Raw genomic sequence first — 16,715 nt, 5'->3', positions numbered from 1 at the left:
TACATCAATGCGCCTGGCTTACCGAGCGCGGTGCCACGGGTTGGTTGTCGTTGGAAATAGTCACTTCCACGCGACGGTTCTGGGCGCGGCCCGAGTTGCTCGCATTATCGGCAATGGGGTATTCCTTGCCGTAGCCCTGGGCAACGATTCGCGATGGATCGACACCTGCACGTACCAGCGCCATGCGCACCGAGGCTGCGCGACGCTCTGACAGCGTCTGGTTGTAGTTGGCGCGACCTTTGCTGTCGGTGTAGCCCTCGACAATCACTTTGCGGTCAGGGTTTTCCTGGAGGTAGCGAGCCAACGTGGTGATGTTGGGCAGGGCGCTGCTTTTCAGGTTGGCTTTGTCGAAATCAAACAGTACATCGCCAAAGGTCACCAAGGTGCCGCGATCGGTCTGCTTGGCGTTGAGGCTGTCCTGCAGTTTCTGGATCTGTGCATCACGTGATTCCAGGCGGGCCTTGGCGCGCTGGGCAGAGGCATCTTTCAAGTTACCTTCGGCGGTGCGCAGGGCGATGGTCTGCTTGGCAACTTCAATGCGCTGGTTGGTCAGGTAGGCGAGTTGATCGACCTTCTTCTCGTCATCCTTGTTCATGTAGGCCGCATCGGCTTTATTCAGCCAGTCCTGGGCGTCCTTGGTTTCCAGCGCGGCAACTTTGCTGGCCTGCGGATTGTTCTGCAGGGTTGAAAAGTTGGTCCGTGCCGATTCCAGATTGGCGTTCGGCTGTGTTGAGCAAGCGGCCAGACCGACGCTCAGCGCCAGCAGGGCGGGGATCATCATGTGTTTGCGCATAATGGTTCATCCTTTGATCAATTACGAATGCTTGGGTCGACAGTGCGGCGCTCACTGAGCGCTGCGCATGCCTTCCTCACGCAAGTCCTGAACGCCCTCGTGGGCATCTTGTACGGCTTTCTCGGCCTTGGCGGCTTGCGCCTTGCGCTCGGCAACACGTGCATCCCATTCGGCCTGTTCGGCCAGGCGCTTGGCATCGTCGTATTGCTTGTCGTGCATGGCGATTTCAGCCTGCTTGAGCTTGTCCTGGGCGGCCTTCATTTCCACTGCGGCAAACTCGGTTCCGCCGGCGCTGACTGCCGAGTTGACAGCCGACTGGGTGACGGCGTACTGCTCGGTGGGCGGATTACCGGCACAGCCTGCCAGCACCAGGCTGCTGCCCAGTGCCAGCGCAGCCAGTTTGAGCCCGCGCAGGTGAGAGGGTGAGGTGTTAGCGGTATGGGTCTTCATACTGGTCAACTCCATTGGATCGCTCCTGATGAACAACAGATTCCGTAACAGTCCATCGGCAGTCCGGTCAGCTTCGGTGGCTGATGGGCTTTGCCGTGATGGCTACTGGCTGTGACCGAGGTGTTTTTTCAATAGTTCAGAAAAAATCGCGTCAAAAAAGCGGGTTTTTCTGACTGATCAGTCAGTGCTTTTTTGCCGGAACTTCGAGCGTTGCGCGGGGTACGCGGGCGCATGCGCGAGCGCCCGATACCGGAGCTGAAGAGGGATTTCAGTGGGTCGGTTCGTCTTTCTGGCTGCTCAGGTCGTGCAGATAGCGACGAGACAAGGCGAGGAAGCGGGGAGTGGGGCCGATGTCCTCGGATATAGGTTATACAAAGGAAAATTTCGTGGCCGAGGTTGTCCCTCACAATCCAGCTCAGTCCAAATCGGTCGAGGGTAGTGGTCGTATCCGGGCGGCAATCCCAGCACCATTACTTGGTGTGCTTGAGCGTTCGATGTTAAAACGCCTGTACAGGATTCCGCTCATACGATAGCGAGTTATGAACGATGGCACCACGGAAGAACAGAGCACCAAAGGTTGTTGAAGAAGGAATCAGCGTAAGCACCCGCGACGACTTTTCTGATGTGACTAAGATTGAGCTGCTTGTGAGAGCGGCGAACCTCTGTTCGCGTTGCCATGTCTTCACGATTGGCTCCACAGATGCTGGCGACAGGAAAAATAGCATTGGTGTCGCTGCACACATTTGTGCGGCTGCGAGTGGGCCGGGTGCCAAGCGGTTTGACGCGAGCCAAACGAAAGCCCAGAGAAGACATTTCGATAACGGTATCTGGCTTTGCTATTCGTGCTCCAAGCTGATCGACAACGAAGAGACATTTCACACAGTAGCTCATTTAAAAGAAATGAAGGCTCGCCATCAAGTCTATGTGTCTGGATGGGTCGGTGTAGTGCCAATGGCACCATTCGAAGCCAAATCTGAAATTCGTGCGGGGATTCTTGAAGCAACCATCTTCTTGATTACAAAGGCAGGCAGTCCGGCAAATTTCGATGTCTCTGCAGTCGTAGAAGGCTATGAACAAACAATAAACAATATCGATCCAAATTTTAAGGTTGTCGTTACCGCCACGAGCGATTCTGTTGTGCATGAATTGGTCCCAGTCACCAGCCCTGCACCGCCAATTCAGATGGTTTTTAATGATGATGATGCTAACATTTCTGCTGATCTCGCTTGGCAGAAAATGATTGAGGTAGGGGAGAGTATCCACATCCCTACAAATGATTTCAAATTCGTAGGTTCAAAACTATTCGAACATCTTAATGATGTCATCGTAGGTGGAACTCTTACGCTCACTCCCAGTAAACGACGACTAGAAACGTGCATCTATTTTGTCAGTGATGATGCGGAATTCGAGCTTGCTGCTACTGAATCATTTATGGGGAAGGGGTCAAAACAATTTGACATTGAAGGATCTGCGTTAGATGGATTTTTTACTTATCGCTATTTTATTCATGACCGCTACAAGGTGGACGCAACGTATACGTTCGACGTTGCTGGATGGCTCGGGCAGTCGATCAATAATCTGAGACATTATCATCGGATTAAAAGAGCATATGACTTCGTTGTGAAATATCCGAAGTCTAAAGTCTCTATTGAAATTGTGCTGAATGGGCATCCCATGCGTCTTTGGGATGGAACGCATTCGGATTTTACCGAACTGTTCAACCGCTTGAAAAGAATAGTGGAAATAGCTGAGTGGTCTAGAATCATCGCCGCAAAAATTTCTAAGTCGTTAAAATTGAAAACTCTTGATTTGACAGTGAAAGATGAACGCTATTTAGAGTTGTATGCTCAACTATTGAAAGGTGATGTAATTCGTAAACTTGATTATGGCGAATATATTTTTTCCGCTCGTATTGACGAAGCGGAAAGCAAGGCCATAAATGTTTTCTGCTCGGAAGAACACACTCAGGTTACGATTACAAATTCACCTAAAATTGATTTTTTTGGTAATACTATCCGACTGCCCAAATTGACGAAGAAGGTTTCTTCTTACGATATCGTTTTCTATTCAAGTATACGAGAATCTGACTTCAAGTCTTTGTGGTGCCTAGGTAGGGCGAATAACTCTAGCGAATCAGTGATTTCAATTGAGGATGAAAGTTCACCTGTCCTGATCGAAAATTAAATTCATTCAGGTTTTCTTTGAAGTGTGTAAGTTTTTAAAGGAGCATTATTCTGGTGTCAATCATTCAGGTAGAAAAAGCACTTCATGATTTTTCAGTCAAGAAAATGGGTTCTGCAATTGTTCTGAAAGGAGAGTGGGGCACGGGTAAAACCTTTCTCTGGAATTCGGTAATTGAAAAGTATAGAGCTGATTTTGCTCACGCTAATTATTCCTATGTTTCACTGTTTGGAATTAACTCATTAGCGGACTTAAAACGTTCAATTTTTGAGAATACAGTTCCCAGCAAAAAGGCTGGTGATGTTACCAGTAAAGATTCTGTTGTAGAGAATTTGAAGAAGCTTGATTTCAGCGATGGGGTTGGATGGCTGAGAAGAAATTTCGGCCATGGCAGAGAAGCTAAAATTCCATTTGTTGGAAGTTTTGGTGGGGTTATTGATTCAATTCAATATTCACTGGTGACAGAAACAATTGTATGTATTGATGATTTCGAGCGTCGTGGTAACTCCCTAGCCGCTCGGGATGTTTTGGGGTTGGTTTCAAATTTGATTGAAAAAAAGAATTGCTCTGTAATTCTTATTCTCAATGAAGGTTCTTTGAAGCCTGATGATGAGTTTTTTACCTATAGTGAAAAGGTATTCGATTACGAAGTTTTTTTCAGTCCGTCAGTGCAAGAATCTGTTTCTTTGGTTTTTAATCCGTCGGATGAAACACGCAAGATCGTTTCCGGTAATGTTGCTAAGCTGAAAATAAATAATGTGCGATTGTTGAAGAAGGTTGATTACTTTGCGGGGCTTCTTCATGATCGGCTTAATGGCTGTCAGGAACAAATAAAACAGCAGGCTTATAAGATATTGCCCCTCGCTATACTCTCAATATATGGTGGGAAATCAGCAGTCGTAGATATTGATTTCGTATTGAATTATGAGGGCAATTTTTCAGGCTATCGTTTGCCCGGTGATGAACCGACACCAGAAGAGTTAGCGGCACAAGCAGTGATAGATTCAAAGATAGAATATCTTGAATCATACGGTTTTGGAGCCTGTGATGAGTTTGATGTTGCAATCATAGATTTGGTTAAAAAAGGTTATGCTGATGATGAGTCATTGCAGAATCTAGTCCAGACCTTGGAGTCTAAGATAAAACATGAAGAAGATATTGCTCTGTTGCAAAAGGCATGGAATGTTTTTCATGCTTCTTTTTTGAATAATGATGATGAGGTTTTTGCAGCTTTCGATTTGGCTATGGATGTCGCTCTTGTAAAGTTTACAATAAATGATTTGGGTTCAATCGCTTCTATTTACTATGATGTGGGGAAAATAGTAAAAATTAATGAAGCTATTGACGCGTATTTTTCTGAAGTGATCATTCCTAGCGACATACGTGAAAAAAGTGATATTTTTCGCTGGCCTTCAAATGTGTATATTCAGCAGAAGCTTGAAGAGTATTTTGATAGTTTGGTGATAGAGAGAAGTTTATCTGAACTAATGAATTACGCTTACAACGTTTCTGGATTTGATAGTGCTGGCGTAAGGAATAGCGTCGCAAAAAAAACCGAAGCCGAGTATTTAGAATATTTCTCTAACCTCAATGATTATAATTTTACAAATTATGTGAGAATGTGTTTGAAGTGTGGTCAGGTTAGTTCTCCTGATAAAGATATTCAGGACGGCTATCAGAATGTTTTTGTAAAAACCTACCACTGCCTAATGAAAATGTCGGAAGGTTCTTTGCTCAATAAGGCCAGAATGAGCAAATTTCAAGGTTACGAAACGCTTTATGCTCAGGCAGTTCAGAAACTGGCTAGTCAACAAGGTCAACCTGAATAGCCTCTTGCGAGGCTCGATTCAGGATTTCAGACCCTATCCCCGTAGGGTCTTTGAAATTGCTTGTTCAGCTTCGACGTAGGCGGGTGTCTTACCAGCGTCGGCAAAAATCTCTTCACCTTCCTCCACTCGGATCACCTCAGACCCTTTGACGTAGGGCATGGCTGTTTCCGCTTCTTTTATAGCAGTGTGAATTAGCCCCTCAGTGATGACGCTTTCATCCAGTTCGTAGGCTTCCGCAAAGGCTTTGATTTTCACTAGGTCTTGTTTGCGGATGGTCAGGGTGATTTCAGCAAGCTCCGAGGCTTCGTGAGCCTTGTTTTCCCAGTTGCTGAGCATGGTCTTGAAGGTGTCCATGGGGTATCTCCGGCTTGGCTACATATGTTCGTAAATCTGTGACTGTCTTTACCGCTCATGGTTCGCTGAAATGATCGCAAACCCATGTTCTACGCGGCCTTCAAGAGACCTTGAGTTTTTCCTATTGCGTGCTCGCTTTCTTCGTAAAGCGGATTGCCTTCTTCATCGGTGGCGATTACGTGCTGTCCCTGGATGTAGGGGAAGCTTGCTTCCAACTCTTCCAGCGCAGCACCCAGCAGCTCGCCGAGTAATTCTTCGGGGCGTCGCCTGGGGTACATTTGCGCCAACGCCGCCAGGCGCGCCGCCGATTCTACGTCCAGATGCAGGACATGGCCGGTGGGGCTCAAGCGGCCTTTGTCGTGTTGTTCCCAATGCTGGGCAAGCTCACGAATTTTCATGATTACCTCATCAATCCTGAAGGATCTGCTTTCAGCGTAGTCACTGCGCAGCCATTGGTCTGCCTTGAAGCATGACCGGTAGTGGGGCACTCTTTGGCCAAAGCGGTTTTCCAGGAATGCCGGAGACAAGGCTGATGACTGATATCGATGTGCGCTTGCGTGAAGATGTTCATTTGTTGGGTGAGTTGTTGGGGGACACCATACGTGATCAGCACGGTGAGGCGTTCCTGCAGAAAATCGAAGATATCCGCCGCAGCGCCAAAGCGGATCGCAGTGGTGCTGCCGAGCAATTGAGCACTACCCTCAATGACCTGGCTGACGATGAGCTGCTGCCGGTCGCAAGAGCATTCAACCAGTTTCTCAATCTGGCCAACATCGCCGAGCAATATCAATTGATACGCCGGCGCGATAGCGGTCAAGCGGAGCCGTTCGAAGCACGAGTACTGCCGGAGTTGCTGGCGCGACTCAAGGCAGCAGGGCACAGTGACGACGCCTTGGCGCGCCAGGTCGGCAAGCTGAGTATCGAACTGGTATTGACCGCTCATCCCACCGAAGTCGCTCGTCGCACACTGATTCAAAAATACGACGCGATTGCTGCGCAGTTGGCTGCTCAGGATCACCGTGACCTGACCCCTGCCGAGCGCGACCAGGTGCGTCAGCGCCTGCAACGCTTGATCGCTGAAGCCTGGCACACCGAAGAAATTCGCCGTACTCGGCCAACGCCCGTCGACGAGGCCAAGTGGGGCTTCGCGGTGATCGAGCATTCGCTCTGGCACGCTATTCCCCATCATCTGCGCAGGGTCGACAAGGCGCTTCATGCCGCCACTGGCCTGCACTTGCCGCTGGAAGCGGCGCCTATCCGCTTTGCCTCGTGGATGGGCGGTGACCGTGACGGCAATCCCAATGTCACTGCCCCGGTAACTCGCGAAGTGCTGTTGTTGGCGCGCTGGATGGCCGCTGATCTGTTTTTGCGTGACGTCGAATCCCTGGCTGCCGAGCTGTCCATGCAGCAGGCCAGCGAGGCTCTGAAGGCCAAGGCTGGTGACTCTGCCGAACCCTATCGGGTGATACTCAAACAGCTGCGTGACCGTTTGCGGGAAACCCGTGCCTGGGCGCACAGCGCATTGAAGTCGCCGCAGGTGCCGTCGCCGCTGGTGCTGCAGGACAACCATGAGCTGTTCGAGCCGTTGCACCTGTGTTTCGAGTCCCTGCATGCCTGTGGCATGGGTGTGATTGCCAATGGGCCGCTGCTGGACTGCCTGCGCCGAGCGGTTACCTTTGGCCTGTTCCTGGTGCGCCTGGACGTGCGTCAGGATGCTGCCCGGCACACCGCCGCGCTGAGTGAGATCACCGAGTATCTGGGGCTTGGACGTTACGCCGACTGGGACGAGGAGGCGCGTATCGCCTTCCTGGCCCAAGAACTCACTAGCCGACGTCCGTTGCTGCCTGGCTATTTCCAGCCGCAGGCCGACACTGCCGAGGTTCTTGCCACTTGCCGCGAGATCGCTGCTGCACCGGCTGCGTCGCTGGGTTCCTATGTAATCTCCATGGCGGGTGCTGCTTCCGACGTGCTGGCCGTGCAGTTGCTGCTTAAGGAGGCCGGTGTACTGCGCCCGATGCGTGTGGTGCCGCTCTTCGAAACGCTGGCGGACCTGGATAACGCCGGTCCCGTGATGGAGCGCCTGCTTGGACTGCCGGGTTATCGCAGCGCCCTGCATGGTCCGCAGGAAGTCATGATCGGTTACTCCGATTCAGCCAAGGATGCCGGTACCACCGCAGCCGCGTGGGCGCAGTATCGGGCGCAGGAAACGCTAGTCCGTATCTGTCGCGAGCAGCAAGTCGAGTTGCTGCTGTTTCATGGCCGTGGTGGCACGGTTGGACGTGGCGGCGGCCCAGCCCATGCGGCCATTCTTTCGCAGCCGCCAGGATCGGTCGCAGGGCGCTTTCGCACGACCGAGCAAGGCGAGATGATTCGCTTCAAGTTTGGTCTGCCGGATATCGCCGAGCAGAACCTGAACCTGTATTTGGCGGCAGTGCTGGAAGCGACCTTATTGCCGCCACCGCCGCCCCAGCCAGCCTGGCGGGCGTTGATGGATGCGTTGGCCGCCGACGGGGTCAAGGCCTACCGCGGCGTCGTGCGGGATAATCCCGAGTTCGTCGAGTATTTCCGTCAGTCCACCCCGGAGCAGGAACTTGGACGTTTGCCCTTGGGTAGCCGCCCGGCCAAGCGCCGTGCGGGAGGCATCGAGAGCTTGCGCGCAATTCCGTGGATCTTCGGCTGGACGCAGACGCGCTTGATGCTGCCAGCCTGGCTGGGTTGGGAAGCAGCATTGAACAACGCCTTGAGTCGCGGTCAGGGCGATCTGCTGGCGCAGATGCGTGAGCAATGGCCGTTTTTTCGCACGCGTATCGACATGCTGGAAATGGTCCTGGCCAAGGCCGATGCCGAAATTGCCCGCTCTTACGACGAACGTCTAGTGCAACCAGAACTGCGACCTTTGGGTGCACATTTGCGCGACCTATTGTCGCAGGCGTGCAGTGTGGTGCTGGGGCTGACCGGGCAGCCGGTGCTACTGGCGCACAGTCCCGAAACCCTGGAATTCATCCGTTTGCGCAATACCTACCTGGACCCGCTACATCTATTGCAGGCGGAGTTGCTGGCGCGTTCGCGCACACGTGAAGCCGCTCTGGACAGCCCATTGGAACAGGCTCTGCTGGTTACTGTGGCAGGTATTGCCGCAGGCTTGCGCAATACCGGTTGAGTTCAGGCGCAACGCTGCGAGCCGCCTTGAAGCGAGGAGGAGAATGCTTGCAAAGCAATGGGTTGCGCTCGGCGCAACCTTTGCTTTGTACGGCGCGTGTGTGTGCTTTCTTCCGACTTTCGAGCGCTTGTGTGGCTTGAAGCCGCTGTGTATCTTGAGCAGCCTTTTGACCGATTTGTGGTCATGACCCAATTCCGGACTTGGCCCTCTGCGCCGACTCCATTGATTTGCTTACAAAAATGAGGAGCACAATATGCGCGTGATTCTGCTGGGAGCTCCCGGGGCCGGTAAAGGTACTCAGGCAAAGTTCATCACCGAAAAATTCGCCATTCCACAGATCTCCACCGGCGACATGCTGCGTGCTGCTGTAAAGGCCGGCACTCCGTTGGGCCTGGAAGCCAAGGCGATCATGGACGCGGGCAAGCTGGTTTCGGACGAGCTGATCATCAACCTGGTCAAGGACCGCATCGCCCAGGCCGACTGCGCGAACGGCTTCCTGTTCGACGGTTTCCCGCGCACTATTCCTCAGGCGGAAGCCCTGGTGACTGCTGGCGTTGAAATTGATGCCGTCGTTGAAATCGCCGTCGAAGACGAAGAGATCGTTCAGCGTATCGCCGGTCGCCGCGTTCACGAAGGTTCTGGTCGCGTCTACCACATCGTCTACAACCCGCCGAAGGTTGAAGGCAAAGACGACGAAACCGGTGAAGCGCTGGTTCAGCGTAAAGATGACACCGAAGAAACCGTGCGTCATCGCCTGGCTGTCTACCATGACCAGACCAAGCCGCTGGTAGATTTTTACCAGAAGCTGTCGGCTGCCAATGGCGGCAAACCGAAGTACGCCCATATCGAAGGCGTAGGTTCGGTTGACGCCATCACCGCCAAGGTACTGGCTGCGCTGAGCTGATTGATACTCGGTAGCAGACAACGGCCCGCTTGCGGGCCGTTGTTGTTTATAATGCCGCTCTTTTTTCTCTCGCCTGGAACCCCCGATGACCACCTTGCTGGCCCTGGATACCGCCACTGAAGCCTGCTCCGTTGCCTTGCTGCATGACGGCAAGGTTTCCAGCCATTACGAGGTGATCCCGCGCCTGCACGCGCAAAAGCTGCTGCCGATGATCCAGCAGTTGCTGGCAGACGCCGGCATCACCCTGGCGGCGGTCGATGCCATTGCCTTTGGTCGTGGTCCAGGTGCGTTCACCGGTGTGCGTATCGCCATTGGCGTCGTCCAGGGGCTTGCCTTTGCCTTGGAGCGGCCGGTGCTGCCGGTTTCCAATCTTGCAGTGCTGGCCCAGCGCGCGTTGCGCGAGCAGGGTATAAGCCAGGTCGCCGCGGCTATCGATGCGCGCATGGACGAAGTCTACTGGGGCTGCTACCAGGAAACGGCAGGGGAGATGCGTTTGCTCGGCAGCGAAGCGGTGCTGTCTCCAGAGCGTGCGGTGCTTCCTGCGGGTGCCAGCGGTGAGTGGTTTGGCGCAGGCACCGGCTGGGGCTATGCCGAGCGCATTGGGGTGAAATTGTGCGGTCAGGATGCAAGTCTGTTGCCTCACGCGCAGGATTTATTGACCTTGGCTACCTTTGCCTGGCAGCGCGGTGAGGCCATTGCTGCCGATCTTGCCCAGCCCGTGTATCTGCGCGATAACGTGGCGACCCCTAAGGCGCGCTGACGGCTGCTCGTCTATTATTTCCAGAGCAAACAAAACCTTTTGCCCGAACTGTGGTCCAGTTATCAATCGGGCATTAGCGAAGGCACTCTGATGCTGCTAAATTGCCATCATTGCTCCTGAGAGATCGCCATGCGCATCGACGGTTTTTCCTCACAGTCCTATCCGATCAGACGAACCCCGCGCAGAGCGCCGGTGCTCAGCGACGATGTGGACGAGGATCTACCGGGCGAGTTCGAAGTGCAGCCGCAAGCCACCACTGGACAGGCGCGCACCGGGGGGTTGCCCGCGCGCCAGCAGGACATGATCTTTCCCCGTGCTTGCAACAAGCGCACAGCCCAGGCCCTCACCAGCTACCTGACCACCGCGGGCTTTGTCGATTGGGAGATGGAAGTGCTGGGGCTGGACCTGTACATTTGATGGATGACTCTGTCCACGCTTCCTTATTTTCTCGGTTGTCCCTCCTGGAGTGAAAGCGCCTGGCGTGAGTATCTTTATCCTGCGCACGCTAAAACCGGTGACCTGTTGGGCCTCTACAGCCAAGTGTTCAACGCTGTAGAAGGCAACACTACCTTCTATGCCCGGCCGGCACCGGCAACCATCGAGCGCTGGGCACAGGTCATGCCCGCGCATTTTCGCTTCACGGCCAAGTTTGGGCGTGACATCAGCCATGCTGGCGACTTGCGGGATCAATTGACGGCTGCTCAGACCTTTATCCAATTGCTCAAACCCCTCGGGCCCCGCGTTGCTCCTTATTGGCTGCAATTACCGTCAACCTTCGGGCCGGCGCGTCTTAGCGAGTTGGTAGCCTTTCTCGATGAGGTCGATGTACCGGTCGCTGTGGAAGTGCGCAATCGCGCTTTTTTTGCCAGGGGTGATGAGGAGCGCGAGTTGAATCGCTTGTTGCAGGGTCGGGGTGTCGAACGAATCTGCCTCGATCCACGCGCCTTGTTCAGTTGTACCTCGCAAGCCCCGGGAGTGCTCGACGCCCAATCAAAAAAGCCACGGGTACCACCGCGGCCGACGGCTTTCAGCCAGCATCCACAGGTGCGGTTCATTGGTCATCCGGATTTGGCGGCCAACGAACCCTTTCTGCTGCCCTGGCTGGACAAAGTAGCAGCCTGGATCGAGGAGGGTCGCAGCCCCTATGTTTTCCTGCATACTGCCGATAACCGACTGGCCGCTGCCCTGGCTCAGCGTTTTCATCGCGGCCTGATGGAACGCCTACCCGGGTTACCGGCTTTGCCAGAACTGGACAGGGCGCCAGAGGCCGAACAACTCGGACTGCTTTGAGCGCTCCTGTCATTTGCCCGGGAGCTGTGATCATGGATGTACAAACGCTACGTGCCGAAGCCTTCAAAGCCCTGCATGAACGCGACAGGGCATTTGTCATTCCCAACCCTTGGGATGCCGGTTCCGCCAAACTGCTAGCGAGCCTCGGCTTCGAGGCCTTGGCGACTACCAGTGCTGGGTTGGCTTTCTCCTTGGGTCGACCAGACGCCGAAGGCGCCATGAGTCTTGAAGAAACCTTGGCAAACGCCCGCGCTATTGTCGATGCGACCGCTCTGCCGGTAGCAGCCGATCTGGAAAATGGCTTCGGTGAAAGTGCCAAGGAGTGTGCCGAGGCTATCTTGCAGGGCGCGCAGGCAGGCTTGGTGGGTGGCTCCATCGAGGACGCCAGTGGTAACACCGAGGAGCCGATCTACAGCTTCCATCACGCCGTGGAGCGGGTCGAAGCCGCTGTGGCGGCGGCTCGCAGCCTGGACTTTCCCTTCATGCTCTGTGCCCGCGCGGAAAACCTTTTGCACGGTCGCCTGGACCTGGACGACACCATCGCTCGCCTGCAAGCGTTCGCTGAAGTTGGCGCGGATGTGCTTTACGCCCCTGGCTTACGCACGGCAGAAGAAATTCGCGCGGTGGTTCAGGCTGTAGCGCCTAAACCGGTCAACGTGTTGATGGGCATGAGTGGGGTGGCGTTGAGCGTCAATCAACTTCAAGACCTTGGCGTTCGGCGTATCAGCGTCGGGTCGTCGTTGGCACGTGCTGCGTACGGAGCGTTTTACCGTGGTGCCGAAGAGATTTTCAATCAAGGCTCGTTCAGTTATGGCGATCAGGCACTGCCTTTCGATCATTTGAATCAGCTGTTTCGGCGTTGATCCTGTATGCGTAAAGGCGTGGTCCTGCTGTGCCTGGTGTTGATCGGCCTAACGGTATACGCCTGGCGTCAGGGTTGGCGTGTCCCGGATGCATGGAACCCATGGGCCGTGCTCGATGTGCGCGAGCCGCCGAACCTGCTGACGCCTTATAAGCTTGGGCGATTGCAGGATAATCCGCAGCTCTGTGCACAAGCCCTGGCAAGTTCGGATCTGCGTTATCGCCCGCAAGCCGACAGCGCGCCCACAGCGCAGTGCCCGTTGCAGAACGTGGTGCGTGTCGAGGGTTCATCCGTGCGCCTGAGCAGCAGTTTTCTCGCCAGTTGCCCCTTGGCGGTTGCCTATGCCCTGTTCGAACGCCATGCGTTACAGCCGGCCGCGCAGCGGGCATTTGCCCAGCGCGTGGTGCAAGTCGATCACCTCGGCAGCTTTGCCTGTCGCAACATGTACAACCGCAAAGAGGGACGGCTCAGCCAGCATGCCACGGCCAACGCGCTGGACATCGCCGGCTTTCGCCTGGCGGATGGCCGGCGTATCAATCTACTCAAGGACTGGCAGGGCGAGGGCGCCAAAGCGCGCTTTCTCAAGGATGTTCATGCCAGTGCCTGCGACAGCTTCAACACGGTTCTGGGGCCGGACTATAACGCCGCCCACCGTAATCACTTTCATGTGGACATGGGGTTCTGGCAGATCTGTCGCTGAGACTCAGGCAGCGATGCGCACATTGTTCAGCACCACCGGACGAGCCCAGCGGGTGTCGAAGTCCAGTGCCGATTGCTGGGCTACCAGCGTAGGCTCGTCGAATGGCTCAGGTGCTTTGTCGAGCAGGTCCATTTCGAACTCGGCGATAGGCAGGAACAGCGATTTGGGTAGTGGTCCAGGGCCAGGTTCCGGGATTGGCTGACCCTGGCTCATGACCACCGGGCGCATCCAGGTATTGCTGATGTCCAGTTGGCGCTGTTGCTCAATCAGTTCGACGTCGTCGAACGGCGGTGCCAGTTTCTCCAGCAACTCTGGTTCGAATTCGGCAATCGGCAGGAACAGGGGCTCGGGCGGGGCGATCTCGGTGTCCAGCACATTGCATTGGCGCTGGGTATGGATGTGCGCCAGCAATTGGCTGCCACCCAAGGGTTCGCCAGTGGCCTTGTCGAATTGTTCGATGGCGAGGGCCGTTTCCGGCTCGACTTCAGCTTGCTGCTCAGCCAGGGCGCGGGCAAAAAAATCCTGCCACAGGTGGCTGACGCCGCCCAGTGCCTGGGTGTTGTGCCGGCCATAGTCGCCAACGGGCGATAAGTAACCTGAGCTGAGCTGAAGAATGTCGGTCATGGCAGTCGCGGGCCGTAAGGTCTGGCAAAATAGCGAATACTTCGTATATCGGCAGTGGCCGGCGATCATTTAATTTTTTTGAGTACAGGGTTCGATGGTGGAGCAACAGGCAGACGGCGGTATCCGGGTCGAGGCGCTGACAGCCGATTATCAATCTAAGGCGCAAGAGTGGGCACAGCGTTTGGGCCTGCCTCTGGAAGACACGCAAGCCGGCTTCGCCGTGCAGGTGGGCGCCAGCGGCCTGCAGATCCAGCAACTCGGCGCTCAGGCCCCAGGCCCGGTGCGCGTCGACTTCGTCGAGGGTGCGGCAGCGCACCGACGCGTGTTTGGTGGTGGTAGCGGGCAGATGATTGCCAAGGCAGTGGGCGTCGCCCAAGGCGTTCGACCGCAGGTGCTTGATGCCACGGCAGGGCTTGGTAAGGATGCCTTTGTATTGGCCAGCCTTGGCTGTCAAATGACCCTGATAGAACGACAGCCGCTGGTGGCTGCACTGCTTGAGGATGGGCTGGCTCGGGCGGCGGGTGATGCCGAGGTGGGGCCCATCGTGGCTCGCATGCAGTTGCTCACTGGCAACGCCATCGAGCGCATGCGTAGCTGGCAGGGCGAGCCGCCACAGGTCATTTACCTCGATCCGATGTTTCCGCACCGGGACAAGAGCGCTCTGGTGAAAAAGGAGATGCGGGTGTTCCGGCCATTGGTTGGCGATGACCTGGACGCACCTGCACTGCTTGAGGCAGCCCTGGCGCTGGCCAGTCACCGGGTAGTGGTGAAGCGTCCGCGCAAGGCGCCAATCATTGAGGGGCCCAAGCCGAGTCACAGCTTGGAAGGCAAGTCGAGTCGCTACGATATCTACCCGAAAAAAGCCCTCAAGTGATCAGGAGCGGTAGGCGCGCAAGAACACTTCAACCACCTCTGCGACATGAGCCTTGGCGGCTTCATCGTCCAGCGGCGGGGCGTAACCGAGCAAAAGGCGATAGTTCGGTGCGCCCTTGAGCAGACAGAAGAAGTGCTCCGCCGCCTTATCGGGGTGTTCGATACGAAGCAGGCCGCGCTGATCGACGCGGCGCAACAACAGTTCCATTTCCCGCAACACCCTTAATGGGCCCGCCTCGAAAAAAATCTGGCTGAGCTTGGGGTCCTGGTTTCCGAGGGTCATGATCAAGCGGGTCAATTGCACCGACTGGTCGCTGCTGATCAACGCCTGGAAATTGCAGCCGATGTTGAGCAGAACCTGCTCCAATGGCACACCGTCGGGCAGCTCGAAGATCAGTTCCGGCAATTGCGCCGTACACGTGGCGGAAATGGCCGCGGTGAACAGCGTTTCTTTGTCGGTGAAATGGCTATAGACGGTTAATTTTGAAACACCTGCCGCTGTCGCGACCGCATCCATGCTGGTGCTGGCATAGCCAAGCGTAAGAAACAGCTGCTTGGCCGCCTCGAGAATTGCCTGGCGTTTTGCCAGATCCTTGGGCCGGCCTGGGCCGACGGGAGCGGTGAGATCGTTGTGCATGGGTGACTTGTACAGATTCCGGTAAGTGAGCATGGTACATCGCCAGGCCATGACAGGCCTGACAGATATCGTCATAACGAAGCGCTGTTAATACATTTTTTCTCTTGGGCAGACGCTTCCCCGGTTTGATTCGCTGATTTAATATACTCGCGAGTATAAATATTCCAAGCGTCACTCGCGAAAGGTCATTCATCATGTTGCGCCATGCCTTGCCCCTCGCTCTGCCCATTGGTCTTGCCTTGCTGCTGATAGCGTGTGGGCAGGAAAGTGCGCCGCAGACTTCCCTGCGCCCTGCCTTGGTGGTGCAGCCGCAACCGGCCAGCGCCGCTGCCGATAGCTATCCGGGCGAGGTGCGCGCGCGCTTCGAACCTGAGCTGGCGTTTCGCATTGGTGGCAAAGTCAGTAAACGCCTGGTGGAAGAAGGGCAGCGGGTCAAGGCTGAGCAGCCGCTGGCCGAGCTGGACCCGCAGGATGTGCGCCTGCAGTTGGAGGCCAGTCGTGCACAGTTGGCTGCCGCCGAGGCCAACCTAAGGTTGGTAAAAGCTGAGCGCGATCGCTACCAGACCTTGCTGGAGCGACAAATGGTCAGCCGTTCTCAGTTTGATAACAGCGAAAACCTCTATCGCGCCGGTCTTGCCCGGCTCAAGCAAATGCGCGCTGAGTTCGATGTGGCTGGCAATCAGGCAGAGTACGCGGTGCTCCGCGCCTCCCAGGACGGGGTGATCGCCAAGCGTCAGGTCGAGGTGGGGCAAGTGGTCGCTGCAGGTCAAACCGTATTCACCCTGGCTGCCGACGGTGAGCGCGAGGTGTTGATTGGCCTGCCCGAGCAGCAGTTCGGCCGCTTCAAGGTCGGTCAACCCGTGGCGGTCGAGCTTTGGTCGCAGCCGGATCAGCGCTTCAGCGGACGTATTCGTGAACTGTCACCGGCAGCCGATCCACGCTCGCGGACCTTTGCTGCGCGCATTGCTTTCAGCGCCGGTAAGGTGCCAGCAGAGCTTGGTCAGAGTGCACGGGTTTTTATCCAGCATGAGCAACAGGTTGCACTAGCGGTGCCGCTGTCGGCATTAACCGCTGAAAATGGCCAGAGCTATGTTTGGCGTGTGGAGGCCGATAACACGCTCAAGCGCGTTCCGGTTCGTGTGGGTGCCTATGGCGAAAAAACTGTCCCGGTGCTTGAAGGATTGAGTGCCTCGGACTGGGTAGTGGCGGCTGGCGTGCATGTGCTCCAGGAGGGGCAACAGGTACGGCCGGTGGATCGGTCCAATCGTGTGGTGAATCTAGCGGCCAAGGAGTAAGTC

17 protein-coding genes and 1 pseudogene are annotated in these 16,715 nt (G+C 55.5%); 11 read left to right on the top strand and 7 right to left on the bottom strand.

Going from position 1 to position 16,715, the window contains the following annotated elements:
- Positions 1-4: 4 nt before the first annotated feature.
- The 3 genes and pseudogenes from H8F21_RS12350 to H8F21_RS12340 form a co-directional block, all read right to left on the bottom strand.
- Positions 5-793 carry an OmpA family protein gene (locus tag H8F21_RS12350; protein ID WP_203584423.1) on the bottom strand — a complete coding sequence of 263 codons (789 nt, stop codon included), beginning with the start codon at positions 791-793 and terminating at the stop codon, positions 5-7.
- A gap of 51 nt (positions 794-844) precedes the next feature.
- On the bottom strand, positions 845-1,258 hold the full coding sequence (locus tag H8F21_RS12345) for a DUF4398 domain-containing protein (RefSeq protein WP_136477855.1): 414 nt from the start codon (positions 1,256-1,258) through the stop codon (positions 845-847).
- Between the two features lie 253 nt (positions 1,259-1,511).
- Positions 1,512-1,610, bottom strand: a pseudogene (locus H8F21_RS12340) (pilin assembly protein); the annotation flags it as partial.
- A gap of 179 nt (positions 1,611-1,789) precedes the next feature.
- Here H8F21_RS12340 and H8F21_RS12335 point away from each other — a divergent pair.
- Positions 1,790-3,427, top strand: a complete 1,638-nt coding sequence (locus H8F21_RS12335; protein WP_236042992.1) for a hypothetical protein — start codon at positions 1,790-1,792, stop codon at positions 3,425-3,427.
- A 53-nt stretch (positions 3,428-3,480) separates the two neighbouring features.
- Positions 3,481-5,253, top strand: coding sequence for a P-loop NTPase fold protein (locus H8F21_RS12330; RefSeq protein WP_203584422.1), 1,773 nt, complete (start codon positions 3,481-3,483; stop codon positions 5,251-5,253).
- A gap of 33 nt (positions 5,254-5,286) precedes the next feature.
- On the opposite strand, the gene H8F21_RS12325 is transcribed toward H8F21_RS12330, so the two are convergent.
- Entirely contained in the window at positions 5,287-5,607 is a 321-nt protein-coding gene (locus H8F21_RS12325) for a hypothetical protein (RefSeq protein ID WP_054889485.1), read from the bottom strand.
- Positions 5,608-5,696: 89 nt separating this feature from the next.
- Complete coding sequence (locus tag H8F21_RS12320) at positions 5,697-6,005, bottom strand: hypothetical protein (RefSeq protein ID WP_203584421.1); 309 nt, start codon at positions 6,003-6,005, stop codon at positions 5,697-5,699.
- 134 nt (positions 6,006-6,139) lie between these two features.
- On the opposite strand from H8F21_RS12320, the gene ppc reads away from it, so the two are divergent.
- The 7 genes from ppc to H8F21_RS12285 all read left to right on the top strand — a co-directional run bounded on the left by ppc (position 6,140) and on the right by H8F21_RS12285 (position 13,283).
- On the top strand, positions 6,140-8,767 hold the full coding sequence (ppc, locus tag H8F21_RS12315) for a phosphoenolpyruvate carboxylase (RefSeq protein WP_203542043.1): 2,628 nt from the start codon (positions 6,140-6,142) through the stop codon (positions 8,765-8,767).
- A 253-nt stretch (positions 8,768-9,020) separates the two neighbouring features.
- Positions 9,021-9,671 (top strand): adenylate kinase, encoded by a 651-nt coding sequence (gene adk, locus H8F21_RS12310; RefSeq protein WP_136477852.1) that lies wholly within the window; start codon positions 9,021-9,023, stop codon positions 9,669-9,671.
- Between the two features lie 85 nt (positions 9,672-9,756).
- Entirely contained in the window at positions 9,757-10,431 is a 675-nt protein-coding gene (tsaB, locus tag H8F21_RS12305) for a tRNA (adenosine(37)-N6)-threonylcarbamoyltransferase complex dimerization subunit type 1 TsaB (protein ID WP_203476122.1), read from the top strand.
- A gap of 129 nt (positions 10,432-10,560) precedes the next feature.
- Positions 10,561-10,848: a hypothetical protein gene (locus H8F21_RS12300; protein WP_203476115.1), complete on the top strand. Its 288-nt coding sequence runs from the start codon at positions 10,561-10,563 to the stop codon at positions 10,846-10,848.
- Between the two features lie 3 nt (positions 10,849-10,851).
- Positions 10,852-11,721: a DUF72 domain-containing protein gene (locus H8F21_RS12295; protein WP_203584420.1), complete on the top strand. Its 870-nt coding sequence runs from the start codon at positions 10,852-10,854 to the stop codon at positions 11,719-11,721.
- A gap of 32 nt (positions 11,722-11,753) precedes the next feature.
- Positions 11,754-12,584: an isocitrate lyase/PEP mutase family protein gene (locus H8F21_RS12290; protein ID WP_203584419.1), complete on the top strand. Its 831-nt coding sequence runs from the start codon at positions 11,754-11,756 to the stop codon at positions 12,582-12,584.
- 6 nt (positions 12,585-12,590) lie between these two features.
- A complete protein-coding gene (locus H8F21_RS12285) occupies positions 12,591-13,283 on the top strand; it encodes an extensin-like domain-containing protein (RefSeq protein ID WP_203542039.1) in 693 nt (230 codons plus the stop codon).
- A 3-nt stretch (positions 13,284-13,286) separates the two neighbouring features.
- On the opposite strand, the gene H8F21_RS12280 is transcribed toward H8F21_RS12285, so the two are convergent.
- Complete coding sequence (locus H8F21_RS12280; RefSeq protein ID WP_203584418.1) at positions 13,287-13,907, bottom strand: energy transducer TonB; 621 nt, start codon at positions 13,905-13,907, stop codon at positions 13,287-13,289.
- A gap of 94 nt (positions 13,908-14,001) precedes the next feature.
- Between H8F21_RS12280 and H8F21_RS12275 the strand changes: the two genes are divergently transcribed.
- Positions 14,002-14,781 (top strand): class I SAM-dependent methyltransferase, encoded by a 780-nt coding sequence (locus H8F21_RS12275; RefSeq protein WP_203584417.1) that lies wholly within the window; start codon positions 14,002-14,004, stop codon positions 14,779-14,781.
- Here the strand turns inward: H8F21_RS12275 and H8F21_RS12270 are convergent, their stop codons facing one another.
- On the bottom strand, positions 14,782-15,450 hold the full coding sequence (locus H8F21_RS12270) for a TetR/AcrR family transcriptional regulator (protein WP_236042991.1): 669 nt from the start codon (positions 15,448-15,450) through the stop codon (positions 14,782-14,784).
- A gap of 161 nt (positions 15,451-15,611) precedes the next feature.
- On the opposite strand from H8F21_RS12270, the gene H8F21_RS12265 reads away from it, so the two are divergent.
- A complete protein-coding gene (locus H8F21_RS12265; RefSeq protein WP_203542036.1) occupies positions 15,612-16,712 on the top strand; it encodes an efflux RND transporter periplasmic adaptor subunit in 1,101 nt (366 codons plus the stop codon).
- Positions 16,713-16,715: the final 3 nt, after the last annotated feature.

This window comes from Pseudomonas arcuscaelestis (assembly GCF_016881005.1).
Classification (GTDB): Bacteria; Pseudomonadota; Gammaproteobacteria; order Pseudomonadales; family Pseudomonadaceae; genus Aquipseudomonas; species Aquipseudomonas arcuscaelestis.
Note: the sequence above shows the minus strand (reverse complement) of the source record. Positions and strands in the feature narration are given on the sequence as shown.

What these genes read in the sequence shown, in the direction of transcription:
- H8F21_RS12300 (WP_203476115.1), top strand. Translation starts at nt 10,561, where the DNA reads ATGCGCATCGACGGTTTTTCCTCACAGTCCTATCCGATCAGACGAACC.
- H8F21_RS12335 (WP_236042992.1), top strand. Translation starts at nt 1,790, where the DNA reads ATGGCACCACGGAAGAACAGAGCACCAAAGGTTGTTGAAGAAGGAATC.
- H8F21_RS12345 (WP_136477855.1), bottom strand. Translation starts at nt 1,258, where the DNA reads ATGGAGTTGACCAGTATGAAGACCCATACCGCTAACACCTCACCCTCT.
- ppc (WP_203542043.1), top strand. Translation starts at nt 6,140, where the DNA reads ATGACTGATATCGATGTGCGCTTGCGTGAAGATGTTCATTTGTTGGGT.
- H8F21_RS12325 (WP_054889485.1), bottom strand. Translation starts at nt 5,607, where the DNA reads ATGGACACCTTCAAGACCATGCTCAGCAACTGGGAAAACAAGGCTCAC.
- H8F21_RS12350 (WP_203584423.1), bottom strand. Translation starts at nt 793, where the DNA reads ATGCGCAAACACATGATGATCCCCGCCCTGCTGGCGCTGAGCGTCGGT.
- H8F21_RS12320 (WP_203584421.1), bottom strand. Translation starts at nt 6,005, where the DNA reads ATGAAAATTCGTGAGCTTGCCCAGCATTGGGAACAACACGACAAAGGC.
- H8F21_RS12275 (WP_203584417.1), top strand. Translation starts at nt 14,002, where the DNA reads ATGGTGGAGCAACAGGCAGACGGCGGTATCCGGGTCGAGGCGCTGACA.
- tsaB (WP_203476122.1), top strand. Translation starts at nt 9,757, where the DNA reads ATGACCACCTTGCTGGCCCTGGATACCGCCACTGAAGCCTGCTCCGTT.
- H8F21_RS12290 (WP_203584419.1), top strand. Translation starts at nt 11,754, where the DNA reads ATGGATGTACAAACGCTACGTGCCGAAGCCTTCAAAGCCCTGCATGAA.
- adk (WP_136477852.1), top strand. Translation starts at nt 9,021, where the DNA reads ATGCGCGTGATTCTGCTGGGAGCTCCCGGGGCCGGTAAAGGTACTCAG.
- H8F21_RS12295 (WP_203584420.1), top strand. Translation starts at nt 10,852, where the DNA reads ATGACTCTGTCCACGCTTCCTTATTTTCTCGGTTGTCCCTCCTGGAGT.
- H8F21_RS12265 (WP_203542036.1), top strand. Translation starts at nt 15,612, where the DNA reads ATGTTGCGCCATGCCTTGCCCCTCGCTCTGCCCATTGGTCTTGCCTTG.
- H8F21_RS12280 (WP_203584418.1), bottom strand. Translation starts at nt 13,907, where the DNA reads ATGACCGACATTCTTCAGCTCAGCTCAGGTTACTTATCGCCCGTTGGC.
- H8F21_RS12270 (WP_236042991.1), bottom strand. Translation starts at nt 15,450, where the DNA reads ATGCTCACTTACCGGAATCTGTACAAGTCACCCATGCACAACGATCTC.
- H8F21_RS12285 (WP_203542039.1), top strand. Translation starts at nt 12,591, where the DNA reads ATGCGTAAAGGCGTGGTCCTGCTGTGCCTGGTGTTGATCGGCCTAACG.